10 protein-coding genes are annotated in these 16147 nt (G+C 69.6%); 2 read left to right on the plus strand and 8 right to left on the minus strand.

What is annotated here, in order from left to right; genetic code table 11:
- Window positions 1-2: 2 nt before the first annotated feature.
- The gene (locus tag ACIBTS_RS08655) at window positions 3-1415 is read right to left on the minus strand and encodes an RICIN domain-containing protein (protein WP_399317644.1); all 1413 of its coding nucleotides are present in this window, start codon (window positions 1413-1415) and stop codon (window positions 3-5) included.
- 243 nt (window positions 1416-1658) lie between these two features.
- Here ACIBTS_RS08655 and ACIBTS_RS08660 point away from each other — a divergent pair, with 243 nt between their 5' ends.
- Together ACIBTS_RS08660 and mmuM are read left to right on the plus strand one after the other, a co-directional pair.
- Window positions 1659-3767 (plus strand): autotransporter, encoded by a 2109-nt coding sequence (locus ACIBTS_RS08660; RefSeq protein WP_399317646.1) that lies wholly within the window; start codon window positions 1659-1661, stop codon window positions 3765-3767.
- Between the two features lie 116 nt (window positions 3768-3883).
- A complete protein-coding gene (mmuM, locus tag ACIBTS_RS08665) occupies window positions 3884-4825 on the plus strand; it encodes a homocysteine S-methyltransferase (protein ID WP_399317648.1) in 942 nt (313 codons plus the stop codon).
- A 46-nt stretch (window positions 4826-4871) separates the two neighbouring features.
- On the opposite strand, the gene ACIBTS_RS08670 is transcribed toward mmuM, so the two are convergent.
- The 7 genes from ACIBTS_RS08670 to ACIBTS_RS08700 all read right to left on the minus strand — a co-directional run bounded on the left by ACIBTS_RS08670 (window position 4872) and on the right by ACIBTS_RS08700 (window position 15996).
- Complete coding sequence (locus ACIBTS_RS08670) at window positions 4872-6494, minus strand: carboxylesterase/lipase family protein (protein WP_399317650.1); 1623 nt, start codon at window positions 6492-6494, stop codon at window positions 4872-4874.
- Between the two features lie 91 nt (window positions 6495-6585).
- Window positions 6586-7842, minus strand: coding sequence for an alginate lyase family protein (locus ACIBTS_RS08675; RefSeq protein WP_399317652.1), 1257 nt, complete (start codon window positions 7840-7842; stop codon window positions 6586-6588).
- A gap of 27 nt (window positions 7843-7869) precedes the next feature.
- Window positions 7870-11205, minus strand: a complete 3336-nt coding sequence (locus ACIBTS_RS08680; RefSeq protein WP_399317654.1) for an alginate lyase family protein — start codon at window positions 11203-11205, stop codon at window positions 7870-7872.
- Complete coding sequence (locus tag ACIBTS_RS08685) at window positions 11202-12731, minus strand: glycosyl hydrolase family 28 protein (RefSeq protein WP_399317656.1); 1530 nt, start codon at window positions 12729-12731, stop codon at window positions 11202-11204. The genes ACIBTS_RS08680 and ACIBTS_RS08685 overlap by 4 nt, the downstream gene beginning before the upstream one ends.
- 36 nt (window positions 12732-12767) lie before the next feature.
- On the minus strand, window positions 12768-13640 hold the full coding sequence (locus ACIBTS_RS08690) for a carbohydrate ABC transporter permease (protein WP_319673040.1): 873 nt from the start codon (window positions 13638-13640) through the stop codon (window positions 12768-12770).
- Window positions 13637-14635 carry a carbohydrate ABC transporter permease gene (locus ACIBTS_RS08695; protein ID WP_399317658.1) on the minus strand — a complete coding sequence of 333 codons (999 nt, stop codon included), beginning with the start codon at window positions 14633-14635 and terminating at the stop codon, window positions 13637-13639. Before ACIBTS_RS08695 ends, ACIBTS_RS08690 begins: the two co-directional genes overlap by 4 nt.
- Window positions 14632-15996 carry an extracellular solute-binding protein gene (locus ACIBTS_RS08700; RefSeq protein WP_399317660.1) on the minus strand — a complete coding sequence of 455 codons (1365 nt, stop codon included), beginning with the start codon at window positions 15994-15996 and terminating at the stop codon, window positions 14632-14634. Before ACIBTS_RS08700 ends, ACIBTS_RS08695 begins: the two co-directional genes overlap by 4 nt.
- Window positions 15997-16147: the final 151 nt, after the last annotated feature.

The raw sequence follows: 16147 nt of genomic DNA on the forward strand, positions 1-16147 counted from the left end.
CGTCAGGTTCCCCGCGTCCACTGCTGGTTGGTGCCTCCGTTGCACGTGTAGGTGATGACGGCGGCCGAGTTGGCGGTGGACGCGCCGCTCACGTCCAGACACTTGCCGCTCGCCCGGGAGGTGACGTTGACGTAGCTGCCCGAGGTCGTCAGCGACCACTGCTGGCCCGCGGCCGTCGCGTTGCAGTTCTCCTGGCTGACCGTGCTCGCGTTCTCCTGCACGCACAGGGAACTGTTTCTGACGACCAACTGGTAGTAACCGCTTCCGACGGACTTGAACCAGTATTTCTGGTTGTTGCCGCCGTTGCAGTCGTACTGCTTGATCTGGGCCCCGGCCCAGAGGGACTGGTTCGTGACGTCCGCGCACTTGCCGCTGTGCCGGGCGATCAGTGTGTTGTACGTGGCGCTCGTGCCGGTCACCGTTCCCGCGGCCGTGTCGACGGTGACTTCGGGGGACCAGGACATCGACAGCGAGGTGGATGTGGGGAAGGTCAGCGGCAGCCAGACGTAACGGGAGTCGTTGACGGTCCCGCCGAAGGAGTTGCCCCAGCGATCGCCCAGGTAGAGGTAGGAGGTGCCCGACGTGCCCTGGACGGGAAGGACGTACGCGGTCTGCGAGCCGTACGCCGTGGAGTCGCCGACGTTCGTCATCGCCGTCCAGGGCCCGGCGAGGGAGGTCGCCGTCGCGTACTGCTGCTGGTTGGGGCTCCAGCCGGTCGCGGCCGAGGTGAGCATGAAGTAGACGCCGCCCCGCTTGAACAGCGCCGGGGCCTCGCGGTGGCCGCCGTGCCAGGGATCGGCGACAAGGCTTGCGATACCGGTGTAGTCGGCGGTGAGCCGGTAGATCTGCAGGTCGTAGTTGTCGCGTGCGGCGGAGACCATGTATCCGGCGCCGTCGCTGTCCACGAAGACCGTGATGTCCCGGGACATGTACTGGCCCAGTGGGCGGAAACTGCCCTGCCAGGTGTAGTTTCCGTCGACCGTGTCCGACACGGCCACGGCGGCTCGGGCCTCGTTGTAGTCGGCGCCGTTCTCCTTGTGCATCCACATGACGAACTTGCCGGTGGACGCGTTGTACATGACCTTCGGGCGTTCGATGTTGGCGGTGGCCAGCTCGGAATCGCTCGACTGGGTCAGGACGTGGTTACGGAACTCCCAGTTCTTCAGGTCGGTGGAGCGGTAGGCGTCCACGTACCGGAACGTGTTGTCGGCGTTGCGGTTCTCGCCGAACCAGTAGTAGTAGGAGCCGACCTTGAGGACCCCGCCGCCGTGGGCGTGTACGGGAGCGCCCGAAGTGTCGTTGAACTGTGTGCCGTTGGCGATCGTCTGCGGTGCCGCCTGAGCCGTTCCCGCGGTGGCGAAGGCTCCGATCAGCGCCAGACAGAGGGCGAGCAGGGTCGCGTAGGCACGTCTCATCGGGGCTCCTTCATAGGCCTCTCGAAAGAGGGGCGTTCGGAACTGCGAACGACATGTGGAATGGCGAACGCCGAAAAGGTAAGGGTGCGTTACGAGCAGGTCAACGGGTCGGACGAGACTTGATGGAAAGCCCTTTCCGGAGGTTTCCGGGCAGGACATCGGTTTTCCGGCCTGGCGGCCCGAGCCACCCTTCGAGGCGAGCAAGTTTCTGTTATCGCTCTCGCTCCGCCGCGTCTCCGATCCGTGCACAGCCCTCTCCACACCTCAAGCGCGATCGCCGGCGCCCTCGCGGCCGTCGCGGCCCTCCTGGCCGCCGCTCCCCCAGCCGTGGCAGCCGGCACCCGTGACGTCACCGCCGACGTCCTGGCGAACCGGGACGTGACGCTCACCGGCGACACGGTGGTCACGGTGCCCTCGGGGACGACCACCTACGACGGCGTTTTCCGCGGCCAGGGAAGCCTCACGGTGCGCGGTGGCGGCACGCTCGTGCTGACCAAGGACAGCGACTTCACGCTGCCCGAGGCACGCCGTCGACAGGTGGTGCGCACACAGGGTGGAAACCACCCGTACACGACCGTCAGCAACCCCGACCCGCCGGCGATCACGGTGGAGCGCGGAACGACCCTCCAGTACGGCACCGGTGGGGGCACGGGTCTGATCGGGCACTTCCCCTACGACACCCCCGGGTACCGGCTCAACCAGCTCAACGTCCGCGTCGACGGGACGCTCCGGCTGTCGCTGACCCGCACCTTCAACATCGGCACCATCAGTGGATCGGGCCTGGTCACCCAGCCCCGCGGCATGTGGGGCACCCTCGACCTCGCGGGCACGCATCCCTTCTCCGGGGTCATCGACAACGGCACCGGGATGGCCGTCGGCCGCCCCGAGTATCCGGTTTCGCTGCCCGATGCCCGGGCGATCCTCAACCAGGGTTCCTGGATCATCGACACCCCGCTGTACCAGACGATCACGCTGCGGCAGAACTTCTACCAGCGGGAGTACGGAAGTGACGTCAACGTCCACACCCGGCCCGGCAGCAAGGTCGTCCTCACGGGGCAGTACAGCTACAGCGACCAAGGCGGCGACGCCAACCCCTCGCTCAGCGACCCGGGCATCAACTGGCGGCCGATAGCACACCACTTGAACAAGCGCGGCACAAACGTCGAGGGTGCGAACGTGCAGTGGGGCGACGGCACCACGCACACGATCTTCATGCCGGGCACGAAGGACACCGTCTACATCAATCTGCACGAGGCGAGCGGACGGCGCTCCCTGCTGACGTTCGACTACAACGCCCCGGTCACCCTGGGCGCACCGATCGGCGGCGGCAGGTACCACGACACCCTTGCCGCACCCGGCGCCGGGGACATCGTCATCGCCGGAACCAAAGGAAACGACGTCACCTTCGCGGCCGCGCAGTACTACGACGGTTCGACCACCGTGGAGAAGGGCGCGGTCCTGCGACTGGGATCGCCACAGGGCGACGGCTCCCTGCTCACCGGCACCGACCGGCGGCGGATCGTGAACGACGGCACGCTCGTCGTTCGCAACACGAAGACCGCGATCTCCCTGTCCCGGCTCGGTGGCAGCGGATCGCTCGTGCAGTCCGGTACGGCGACGACAACGCTCACGGGCTCCTCCGTGACGTACACCGGGACGACGACGGTCAAGCAGGGCACCCTCGCGCTCAAGGACGGGGCGACCCTCGCCAACAGCAGGGCGATCCGGCTGACGGCTGCGGGAGCACGGCTGGACACCGGCGGCTCGGCTCTGCGCGTGACGAGCACGCTCAGCGGCACAGGCGTCGTGAGGGGCGCCGTGGCGAACGAGGGCGTGGTCACGAGCGGGCTGACGGTGACCGGCGCGTACACGCAGCGCGACAAGGGCCAACTGGTGCTGGGAGGAACCCCCTTGAAGGTGGCGGGCAAGGTCTCGCTGGGTGGCGGCCTCGACCTGTCCGCCGCGACCGGCACGACGCCCCGCCGGGAGATCACTGTCCTGAGCAACACCGGTAGGACCGCCACCTCCGGCACCTTCGAGGGGCTGCGGGAGGGAGCCGACGTGAAACTCGGCGACACCGTTTACCGGATCAGTTACAAGGGCGGCGACGGCAATGACGTCGTCCTCACTGCCACGGCCGCGAGCCCCTCGGCGAGCGCGCACGGACGGGCGTCGTCGGGCGCCGGGACGGCCGGGACGCGCAGCGCGAGCGCGGCCGAGAGCAGCGCGTTCGGCTGGTGGCCGTATGTCCTGGCGGCCGGGCTGCTCGGTGCCCTCCTCATCCCGGCGAGCAAGCGCAAGCGGGGCGGCGGTCGACGTCGGGGCGGACGGCACTCGGCGCAGGGACGATGAGCCCTCGTGTGACCTCGCCGAGCGGCATCCCGCATTGGGCATCCCGCATTGTGGGCAAACTGTTCATGTACTGGACGGACCGAACTGTCCGCCGTCCCTTCGACTAGCGTCGTGGCATGACCAGCGACGCCCCTTCCCCTCGCGCACAGACGTCCCTCACCGCGGCTCTCGCCGCCGGAACCGTCGTCCTGGACGGTGGTATGTCCAATCAGCTGGAGTCCGCAGGGCACGACCTGAGCGACGAGCTGTGGTCGGCGCGGCTGCTCGCCGAGCGGCCCGAGGCGATCACTCAGGCGCATCTCGCGTACTTCGAGGCGGGCGCGAACGTGGCGATCACCTCCAGTTACCAGGCCACGTTCGAGGGTTTCGCGAAGCGCGGCATCGACCACGAGGAGGCCGCCCGGCTGCTCGCGCAGAGCGTGGAGCTGGCCCGGGAAGCGGCCCGGCAGGCGCGGAACAACGGGGTGGCCCACCCGCTGTGGGTGGCCGCGTCGGTCGGCCCGTACGGGGCGATGCTCGCCGACGGCTCCGAGTACCGGGGCCGCTACGGGCTGAGTGTGGCGGAGCTGGAGCGTTTCCATCGTCCCCGACTCGAAGTGCTGGCCGCCGCGGAGCCGGACGTGCTGGCGCTGGAAACGGTTCCCGACGCCGACGAGGCCGAGGCGCTGCTGCGCGCCGTGCGCGGTCTCGGCGTGCCCGCCTGGCTGTCGTACTCGATCGCCGACGACCGTACCCGCGCCGGGCAGCCGCTGGAGGAGGCGTTCGCCCTGGCTGCCGAGGTGGACGAGGTGATCGCGGTCGGTGTGAACTGCTGTGCTCCTGAGGACGTCGACGCCGCCGTGGCGACCGCGGCACGGGTGACGGGCAAGCCGGTCGTCGTCTACCCGAACAGCGGCGAGGCCTGGGACGCCGAGGCCCGCGCCTGGAACGGCCGCTCCACGTTCACGCCCGAGCAGGTCCTGGGCTGGCGGGAGTCGGGGGCACGGCTGATCGGCGGCTGCTGCCGGGTCGGCCCGGAGGCGGTCGCCTCGATCGCCCGCACGCTGACCTCCGCGTAGAAGGGCCGTCGCGGACACCGCCTCAGGCCCCGCGGCGGTCAGGCCGTCAGCGGCCCCGCACTCCCCCGGCGCGGCGCAGTCTGCGCACCGCAGACCTGAGCTCCGTGCCGCGCAAGGGCCTGCTGAGCAGCGGGCCCGGCGCCGGCGTGCCGTCGGCGGATCCTCCCGGTGCGGCGGTCGCGTCCACCGTCCACAGGGCCAGCTCACGGTCGCGCGGACCGTAGGCGGTGTACGCCATGTCGTCGCCTGTGTACGGTCCGCCGTCGACCTCGCCGAAGATCCGCACGGGGTGCGCCGCGTCCCAGGCCTCCCAGCCGGGGTCGCCCGTCGCCGCGAACCGTGTCCACGCCCCGTGCATCGCGTCGGCGAGCTCCTGCGGCGCGTCGTCCCCCGCGAGCTTCGCGGATTCGGACGTATGTCCGGTGTCGAAGACGAACCCGAGCTCGAGGGCGTGGCAGGCGCCGAGGCCGGGCCTGAGCGACGGCCAGGCGAACTCGTACACGTACGACGACCCGGGGCGGGCGTCCGCGAGCCGTTGCAGGGGCAGGCGCAGCAGGTTGTCGGTGACCATCTGGCCCACGATCTCGGCGGTCCCGGCCCCGGGGTGCAGGGCCCGGTAGCCGCGCGGCACCTCGTGGCCGCAGCGACAGCGGGCCATGGCGCCGGCGACGGCGACGGGGCCCATTCGGTCGACGCGCTCCAGCAGACCGCCCGGGGCCAGCCACAGTCGGTACTCGTCGCGGGTCCAGCCGAGGAGCAGGTCGACGCCGGCGGCCGCGTCCCCGCCGACGAGGGCCTGCAGGGGGTCGCGCGGGACGAGGTCGCCGTCGACGACGATGCCGAAGGCGGGCCCGCCCAGGACGGTGCTGCTGAGCCTGCCGACCTCGGCCTGGGTACGCAGCAGCAGGTCCCGGTCGACGGCGGCGAAGGCCTCGGCGGTGGCGGGGACCTTCAGCCGGGCGGCCATACGGCGCACCATGCGCCGGACCTTGTCCCGTTCGAAGGCCTCCGGCGGTCCGCTCTGCAGGACGGCCCGACGGAACAGGCCCTGCGCCTGCGGGGCCGCGACCAGGGCGCCGGCGCTGATCGCTCCGGCGGACTGTCCGGCCAGGGTGACCCGGTCGGGGTCGCCACCGAAAGCCCTGATGGAGCGATGGACCCATGCCAGCGCGGCGAGCTGGTCGCGCAGTCCGCGGTTGGCGGGGGCGTCCGGGAACAGTCCGTAGCCCTCGACTCCGAGCCGGTAGTTGACCGAGACGAGGACGACGCCGTCGCGGGCGAAGGCATGCCCGTCGTACACGGGCACGGCCGACGAGCCACGGGTCAGGGCGCCGCCGTGCAGCCACACCATGACCGGGAGCCGGGCGCCCGGTCCCGGCTCCGGCGTCCACACATTGAGGTTGAGACAGTCGTCACCGGGCAGGTCCGGGTCGGACAGGTACTGCGCGAAGGCGTCGGAGTACGGCGGTTTCGGCGCCGTGGGCCCGAAGGCGCCCGCGTCGCGCACGCCCTCCCAGGGCTCCGGCGGCGCGGGGGACCGAAAGCGCCGGGGACCGAACGGCGCGGCGGCGTACGGGATGCCCCTGAACACCGCGATGCCGTCCTCGTACCTGCCGCGTACGGCCCCGTACGGCATCCTGACCACGGGGTTCGCCTGGTCTGCTGTCATGCGCCCACCAGCCCTTCACGTGCTCGCGCACCGGTAATACCAGAGCACCACAACGGCGCGCGGTATTCCGGTGCACGAGCCCGCGGCAGGGCTATTTGGCGTACATCAGGGTGCCGAAACCGAGCTGGTCGTAGCCGCCGCTGGTGGACCCGTAGTCCCCGCCGCCGCCCTCGGGGGCCACCGAGAAGCACATCTGGGAGATCCACTTGTCGTCGAGGTAGAGGCGCCGGTTGTAGTGGTAGTGGAGCATGGCCCAGACCGGGCGGACCTGGCCGCGGGAACCGGAGCTGATCACCGTCTGCGACTGCTGGCTGCAGTTGGTGCCGGCGCCCCAGGTGTAGGTGGTGTACGGGACGTCGTTGCCCAGGTTGTACTTGGCGACGTACTGGGCGGCCTTCATGAAGCGGCGGCTGTCGTACGAGTAGAGGTCGTCGCCCTGGTTCCAGGCCATCTCGCAGAGGGCGCCCAGCTGCCCCATGCCCATCACGGTGTGGCCCTGGTCGCGGCCGGACTCCTGCCACTGACCGAGGGCGTAGCCGTCGGAGTCGGTGTACAGGTACGGGACCGCGTGCGCGATGGAGCCGTTGCCGGCGCCGGTCTTCAAGTAGTTCACGGCCTGGTCGTACTTGGCCGCGTTGTCGGTGAGGATCCCGATGGCCATGACCGAGGCCATGTTGCACAGGTCCCAGTTGGCCCAGTAGTTGGTGATGCAGGCGCCGTTGTGCTGGGTGAGGAACTGGTTGTTGAGCGGGTAGAAGACGTTGACCATCATCCGCTGGAACTTCGCCAGGTCGAACCCCGCGTAGCCGCGCATGAGTTCGGCGGCCTGGCAGAACTCCCAGCCGTAGATGCCGGCGGCGAGGAACCGGTCGGCGTTGCCGGTGAGGGTGGTCAGCTTGGACGACCAGGCGTTGAGGATCCTGACGGCGGTGTCGCCGTTGGCGGTCGTACCGCCCACCGCCCAGCGCAGGGCGTTCTGGTAGGCGGCGGCGATGTCGTTGTAGAGGATGCCGTAGTTCTCGCCCGTGCCGCCGCGGATGATGGTGGCCTGCGGGTTGGGCGTCCAGGTGGAGTGCGAGTGGGAGTTGGCGGTCAGCTTGTTCCAGCCGGACAGCCAGGGGTCGGTTTTCGCGGCGACCTTGACCTTGGCGCGGTTGATGTCGCCGGCGTTGTGCAGCATGCCGGGATGGGTGAAGGCGGCCGGGGCTGCACTGGCGGTGGGGCCCGCCAGCGCGGCCGCGGAGCCCCCGAGGGCGAGTGCGGCTGTCAGGCCACCGGCGGTCTTCATTAGACCGCGGCGGCTCAACTCGCCCTGTTCGGGGCTCTGGTGGGGGGAGATGCGGCTCATCTTGCGCGACTCCAATCCGTGGGGGGATCAGTCGGGGGTGATGCTCACCTCTTCGAACTGGGCGGTGCCGAGGGCCAGAGGGCTGCGGGAGCAGACCACCAGGCCCACGTGGAAGGGGGCGTCACCGAAGCCGGGGATCTCACCGGAGGCGAGGGCGGACCAGGTGGCGCCGTCATCGGTGGACACTGCTGCGGCGAAGGCGGTCCCGGCGCGCTTCAGCCGTAGCAGCAGGGGCAGTTGGACAGTTGCGGTGCCGGAGAAGGCGGAGGCGCCGGCCACGGTTTTGCGCAGCATCAGCTGCGCGGAGGTCCCGCCGGTGACGATCACTCCGGCGGCCTGGTCGAACGGTGACAGCGACTTGGCCATCAGCAGGCCCACCCGGTCGGCGGTGGCTCCGCTGCGGGAGACCAGCCGGGCGGTGACCGTGCAGTCGCCGGTGACGGACTGTCGTACGAACTGCCCTGTCATTCCTTGGTTGTTGACGGTCAGGTCGACGCCCGCGCCGCGGACGGTGAAGGCTCCGTCGTCGTACGAGCTGCTGCCCGCCGTGCGGATCGCGACCACGCCGAGCGTCCCGTAGGCCCGGTCGTCGAGGATCACGTCGCCGAGATCGCCGTAGGTCCAGGGGGTGGGCGGGGGTGTGCCGACGGTGAGGGCGAGGGTGGCGGTGCCGTCGCCCGCCGCGTTGCCCGCGGTGGTGGTGATCGTGAACTCGCCGGTCTCGTTGGGGGTGCCGCAGATCAGACCGGTGCGTTGGTCGACGCGCAGGCCCTCGGGGAGCCCGTCCGCGGTGAATCGTATGGGCTCGTGCGAGGCACGCAGGAGGTGACGGAAGGGAACGCCCCTGTTCGCGAACGCCGTGGTCATGGAGGTGAGTTGGGGCGTGCCAGGCATCGGCATGGATGCCGCCGCGGACTCCGAGAGCGGGCCGCGGCCTCCGGCGTTCGTCTTCGCGACGACGTAGTGGTACGTCGTGCCGGGCGCGCCCGTCGCGTCCGCGTACCGGAGCCGGGCGCCGAACCCGACCGGGCCGATGCCGGTCGCGATCGTCCGGTAGGGGCCGCGCTCCGTGGTCGCCCGCAGCACCCTGTACCGGGCGGAGAGGTCCGGGTCGGTCCAGGCGAGTTCGACGGCGTCGGGGCCGGCGACGGCCCGCAGGTCGGTGACGGCGCGGGCGGGGCGCGGCATGGACCAGATCTCGCCGGTCGTGGCGGAGACCACGTCGACGTCGTCGAAGGCGCCGGTACCGGTCTCGGCGTAGTCCGCGTCGACGCCCAGGCAGGAGGTGAGGACCAGACCGGCGAGGGCGGTGCGCCCCAGGTCGACCTCGGTGGATCCGACTTCGGTCCACCGGATGCCGTCCGGGGAGATGGCGCCGGTGCAGCGACGGCCCTTGCGCGTCACCCGCACCCAGTACGGCGCCCGCAGCCGGTAGCCGTCGCCCGCGCCCTCGACGTACGGCGCCTCCAGCGGGGTCGCGGACTCCGGGAGGGCGCCGAGGTTGGAGATCGGGAAGGCCGCGGAGCTGGTGATGGCCTGCTGCTGGGACGGCGGCACGGGCGTGCTGCCGGTGGCCGAGACGACCGCCCCGGTGCGCGGCCGCACGGTCCACACCCCGCTCCAGGTGTGCAGCGGCAGCCCCTGGATCAGCATGGAGGCGTGCGCCGCGTCGGGGTCGGCGGAGTCACGCAGGGTTACTCCGATCTTGGAGTACTGCGAGCTGAGCGGCCACACGATCCGCGCGGTGACCGAACCGTCGCCGGCCAGCGGCAGCTGGACCAGACGGTAGGCGTCGGCGGCGCCACCGGCCTGAAGGACGAACCGCTCACCGTCGAAGGCGGCGGAGCCGGGGATCCTCACGTCCCCGACGTCCTGGGTCGACCAGGGCTCGGGGAGGCCGGCGACGGCCGCGACCGGGCGCGAAGTGTCGCTGACACCCTGCGAGTTGGCTGCGGTGACCGTGTAGTGGTACGTCCGGCCCGGGTGCACGTCGCTGTCGGTGTACGCGGGCTTGCCGACCCCGGAGGCGACCTCCTCGTACGGGCCCTCGGGGCGGGTCGCCCGCCGGACGGTGTACGTGCTCGCCCACGCGGACGGCAGCCAGGCCAGGGTGACGGTTTGGTCGTCGCCGACCGCCGTGACGCCCGCCGGAGTCGTGGGCACGGTCGGCGAAAGGGCCGTGGCACCCGCGTAGGCGAAGGTGCCGAAGCTGGGCAGATCGTCGTTGCTGCCCTCGACGACGCGGGCGCCGCCCGTGCCCCGGAAGACGGCGGCCTTGGTGTACGGGGTGTCGAGGCCGCGTACGCCCGCGTAGTGGGCGTAGTACATCTCGTAGATCGGGGGCAGGTTGCCGCGTCCGACGGCCGAGACGGCCGTCTTGACGTACTTGCCGGTGCGGTCGAGGTCGGGGGTGAAGGGGACGTCGCCGCCGAGGTTGTAGCGGGCGGCGTACTCGGCGTTCGCGAGGATGCGGTGGTCGTCGAAGCCCCACAGGTCGACGCCCTGGCTCCAGGCGACCTGGGCGATGTCGCCGGTCAGGCCGACGGCGAGCTGCTCGTGACCCTGGTCGCGGCCGGACTCCTGGCCCTGGCCCGCGTCGGTGACGATGCGGTGCGGGATGCTGCCGTTGCCGGCGCCGACCGCGGCGAAGCGCAGGGCGTCCTCGAACAGCACGGGCTCCTCGCAGAACACGCCGATGGCCAGGATGGTCTGAAGTGCCGTCAGATCCCAGTTGCCGTTGGCGTAGAGCATGTAGCCGGACACGGCCGGATACCAGACGTCGAGGAAGGACCGCTCGCAGCGGGCGATGTCCGCCGCCGTCCAGCCGTCGTAGCCGGTGTGGCGCAGCAGCTCCGCCGCGTTGACGAACTTGAAGGCCTGCAGCCCCGCGCCGAGCGGGCCGTCCGCCCCGGTGATCGTCGTCAGGGAGGCCGCCCAGACGTTGAGGATGTCCCGGGCCTTGTCCGCGTGGGCCCGGTTGCCGGTGACGCACCACATCAGCGCGTTCTGGTAGGCGGCGGCCGAGTCGGCGACGGCCTGGTTCTGGAAGTTGGTGGGGCCGCGGCCCCAGGAGGTGATCTGCCCGGTGTTCTGGATCGGGTACGTGGCCTTCGAGCGGGCGTGGGCCGCGAAGGCCAGGTAGCCGTCGTAGACCGGCGATTCCTGGGCGGCGACCGCGGCCTTCATGCGGGCGAGGTCCGCGGCGGTGTGCAGCAGCCCCGGGTGGGCGAAGGTCCGGCTGCCGGTCTCGTTCTCGGCCGCCCGGGCGGCGCCCGGCACGAGCAGTGCGCTCGTACCCGACGCCAGCAGCAGGGCCGCCGCGCCGCCGAGGAAGCCCCGGCGGCTGGTAGCGGAGGTGATCATGACGCGGCGGCCGCCTCGGCCTCGGCGGTCGTGAGGAACGTCAGGTTCGTCACGTGCTCGTTGTAGAACCACTGGATGGTGTCGGTGGTGTAGTACCACTTCGGCTTCTTCATCGAGTCGGCGACGACGACCCCGTTGATCACCAGGTTCTCGAAGGTGACGTTGTCGATGGCGTGTTCGGCGTCGTAGCCGAGGAACAGCGACGGCTCGGCATGGGTGCCGGTGTAGCTGAGGTTCTTGACGTAGACGTCCTGGATGCCGCGGCCGACCGAGGTGTTGTACTTCGGGTTGTACATCACCTTCATGTAGATGACCTGGCCCCAGCGGAAGTCCTCGATCCGCACGTCCTCGATGTGGACGTTCTTGATGAGGTTGGAGTCGCCGGGGTTGAGAGCGATGCAGCCCTGGTAGTTCATCTGGGGCTCGCGGTGGTCGAGGATGTCGATGTTCTTGATGACCAGGTTCTCGAGCGTCTCGGGGTTGTCGGTGTTGCCGTGCGTGCCCACGTTGATCGGGTGCGCGACGTCGGCCCACAGCGTGCAGTTCTGGATGGTGATGTCGCGGGTGTCGCCGTAGTAGTCCCAGCGGTGGCAGTAGATCGCGAAGCAGTCGTCGGAGTTGCGCATGAAACAGCCGTCGAAGACGATCCCGGTCGAGGAGAAGACGTCGAAACCGTCTCCATTGCCCTTCGAGCTGAACGAACGCGCCTTCTTGACATGGACGTTCTCGCTCATGCCGAACGTGCCCGCGTAGCCGTTCGGGTTCATGATGATGACGTCCTCGACGCGGATGTTCCTGCTGCCCTCGCAGAGGATGCCGCCGGGGCCGGCGTTGAGCATGCCGCGGCCGGTGAGCGCGGCCTTCTCGACGTTCTTGAAGAACACCTGCGCCTGCAGGACGGCGCCGCCCGCGAGGTAGACCGTCTTGCCGCTGGGGACCGTGAGGACGTTGCCGGTGACCTTGTGGACGCCGGGGCCGAAGTAGATGACGTCCGGGTCGTCGGGGCTGCACGGGTGGTGGTCGACATGGTTGGTGATGACGTGCAGACAGTCGAAGATCTCGTCGTTGATCTGGACGACGACGTCCTTCGGCTCGTCGAGCGTGAACACCAGGGTGTCGCCGCCGAGTTCGGGCTTGATGCCGTACGAGTCCGGTCTCACCCGGGCCTTGGTGGTGCCGCCCTTGAGGTACGTCACCTCGACTTCGACGGAGCCCTGGAAGTCGAAGTACACCATCGAGGAGTTGTAGACCTTGCCGGAGCCGGTGGCCGGGTTGATCTCCTCCAGCTGCGGCCGGTAGACGTCCAACGTCTGCCATTCACCGTCGGGGGCGGTGCGCACCCGCACCTTGAAACTGGTGTTGGTCGGCATGGTGGCCGGACGGGGGTAGGTGACCAGCCTGGGGGCGGAGTTGTCGTCCGTTCCTTCGGCCCGGGCCGCCGTGGCCGTGAGGTTGGTGAGGCCGGCGGCGAGCACCGTGGCACCGGCCGCCTGCAGGGCGGTACGGCGGGACAAGGGCGTGATCATGTGTGACTCCTTGCAAGGGACAGGTCGGTAAGAGGGTTACTTGAGACCGGAGGTCGACATCCCGGCGACGAAGCCGCGCTGGGCGATGAGGAAGATCAGCAGGATCGGGACGACATACATCACGGAGGCCGCGGCCTGAAGCTCGGGCACGGGCGTGCCGGCCTCGCTGACATAGGTGGTCATCACGGCGACGGCGAGCGTGGTGCGGTCGGTGGACAGCAGGAGCTGCGGGGCGATGTAGTCGCCCCAGGTCCAGGTGAAGGCGATGATGAAGCTCGCGGAAAGCACGGGCCAGGACTGCGGCAGGAAGATCCGCCAGAAGACCGACGTGTATCCGCAGCCGTCGACGATCGCGGCCTCCTCCAGTTCGCGCGGCAAGCCCGCGAAGAACTGCCGGAAGAGGAAGACCAGATACGGCGCCGAGGACAGGCCCCACAGCACCCACGGCCAGTAGGTGTCGACCATGCCGAGCTTGGCGAAGATCAGATAGGTCGGCAGCAGCGTGACCATCTGGGGCAGCATCATCGAGCCGAGCAGGACGCCGAACAGCACCTTCTTGCCGGGCGCGTCGAGGCGGGCGAAGCCGAAGCCGACCCAGGCCGAGCTGAGGGTGACGAGCGTGGCGTAGATGAGGGCGATGACCAGGGAGTTGCGGGCGTAGCCGAGGAAGTCGATCTGGTTGAAGGCGTCGGCGAAGTTGTGCCACTGAAAGGCGTCGGGCAGCCAGTGCACGGGGGACGCGGCCAGTTCGCCCTGGGTCTTCAGGCCACTGAGGACCAGCCAGCCGAAGGGGCCGAGGAACAGCCCGGTGACGACGACGAGGACCGTGTAGAGGACAAGGCGCCTGACGCGTACCCGCACGCGCGTGTCGGTCGTCGATGACGTGGGCCGCAGGGTGGTGGCGGTCACTTCTTCGCCTCCGGGTCGACGTTGTAGAACACCGCGCCGGACGTGAACTTGAAGATGAGTCCGGTCACGACGAGGATCAGGACGAAGAGCACCCACAGCAGCGCGGAGGCGTAGCCGTAGCGGCCGAGCGCGAAGTACTGCGCGAACACGTGCATCATGTAGAGGTAGTTGGACTGCGGAACCGTGGTGATGCCGCTCGTGTCGCCGAGCGGGGCCAGCAGCAGCGGCATGATGGTCTGCACCGAGGCGATCATCCCGGTGACCGTCTGGAAGAGCAGGACGGGCGACAGCAACGGCACGGTGATGCTGCGGAAGGTGCGCCAGGCGCTCGCCCCGTCGATGCGGGCCGCCTCGTGGAGCTCCCGAGGTACGTCCTGAAGCCCCGCCAGCGAGATGATCATGACGTTTCCGGCGCCCCAGAGCACCGTCATCAGCAGGACGTAGCGGGCGTAGGGGTCGGCGAGCCAGCCCAGGGCGTCGATGCCGAAGAAGGTCAGTACGCCGTTGGAGGCGCCGGAGTTCTGATCGAAGAGAAGCTTGAAGGCGAGGCCCGCGCCCACCGGTGGCACCACGGCGGGCAGATAGAGCAGGGTGCGGAACACGCCGCGCGCCTTGATCGGCCGGTTGACGAGGACGGCGAGACCGAGCCCCGCGGTGATCGACAGCGGCACCGAGGTCACCGCGAACAGTCCCGCGCGGCCCAGCGCGTCCCAGGTGACCGGATCGTTCACCAGCTCGCGGTAGTTGCCGAGTCCGACGTACTTCCAGTGGGGGGAGATGCCGTCGAACGTGGTGAAGCTCAGCCACAGTGCGTACGCCATCGGCATGACGGTCAGCAGCAGGAACCCGATGATCCAGGGCGAGGCGAACATGTAGAACGCCCGGTGCCTGCGCGCGGTCATGGACGTCCCCGACCCCGCGGCGGCCGGTGCGCGTCGGGCGCTCGCGGCGGCGCCCGGCCGCTTGGCGACGGAGGAGATCTGGTCGGCCGTCATGCCACCTGCTCCTTACCGCGCTTCAGCTGCTCGTTGATGGCCGAGTTCAGGCGACCGGCGAGAGCGTCGACGGACATCTGGCCGTTCATCGCGGCGGGGGCGATCTGGTTGAAGAGGGCGTCGACCGCGTCTGCCCTGGAGTAGGGGGTGAAGGAGACCACCGAGAAGTGCTTCAGCTCGTTCTCCTGCGCCTTCAGTACCCGTTTCTGGTAGTCCTGCTGGGCCGGCATCAGCGAACGCATCGACTTCAGGGTGGGGATGCCCCAGCCGCCGGAGGCGCGCGCCTTGGCCGGCTCCTCGCCGAAGAACCACTCGAAAACCCGCCATGCGGCGTCCTTGTTCTTCGCTGCGCGCGGCATCCACAGGCCGGTGCCGCCCTGGCAGGCACTGATCCGCGGGCCGCCCGCGAAGACGGGGGCGGGTGCCAGGCGGGACACGTCCGCCAGCTTCTTGTCGGTGCCGATCATGCCGCCCAGCCAGTATCCGGAGTTCGACATGGCCAACCGCCCGGCCTGGTAGGTGGGCCCGTCCCAGCCGTTGGGGTCGGGCTGGATGAGGCTCGGCCCGACCTTGGTCCTGGCGTAGTCCAGGTACCAGGCCAGGGCCTTGCGGGCCTCGGGGGTGGTGAAGTCGACCCGGGAGAAGTCGTCGCTGAAGAGGTTGCCGCCGGCGGACGCCGTCATGGTCGCCAGGAGCGTGGCCCGGGTCAGGCCGTTGAAACTGCCGCCGAAGACCGTGGTCTGGCCCTTCTTGCGCTGCACGAGGCGCCTGGCGGTGTCCAGCCACTCCTCGTACGTGACCGGCTCGGTCTCCGACGGGTAGTCGACACCCCCCTTGTCGAACGCCGCGGTGTCGTACCAGAACATGGAGTCCTGGGAGAAGTCCTTCGCCATGCCGTAGCGCGGGCCCTTGCCCTGGGTGCGGCCGTCGAACCGCCACAGGTCGTTGACGGGATCCAGGTCGTCGAGCTTGAGGATGGTGCTTCGGGCGAAGTAGGGGTCCAGTTCCTCGGCCACGTCCCGCGCCGCGAAGAACGGCAGGTCCACAGCCCCGACGCCGCGCACCAGGTCGGGCGGGTCGCCGCTGGTGAGCATCGCGATCAGTTTGGTGATGTCGTACTTCACCAAGCTGATCTTGATGCCGAGGTCTTTCTTCGCCTGCTGGACCTGCTCCGGGAGGATGTCCCCGGAGTTGACCATCACGGTGACGGTCTCGCCGGATCCACCGACCCCGGTCGACACCCGCATCGCGCAGCCGCTCAGCGCCGTCGCGCCGGCCACGGCGCCGCCGGCCGACAGAGTGAGAAAGCGACGGCGGCTGGGAGGGGCACCGGCATAGGAGCGACCGGCATGGGAGCGCATGGAGGCCTCGCCTTCTGATTCGGGGATACGAGCTCGGGTGATCCGAGGAGGGCGCGAACACGGGATCGCGACAGACTCGCCGTAGTAACAGGTAGCAACCGGTTGCTATGAGCGGGTGGCCAGAGCTTGTGCCGGTCTCGATGGCGCGTCA

It is taken from the genome of Streptomyces sp. NPDC050121, assembly GCF_044460385.1.
Lineage (GTDB): Bacteria > Actinomycetota > Actinomycetes > Streptomycetales > Streptomycetaceae > Streptomyces > Streptomyces soliscabiei.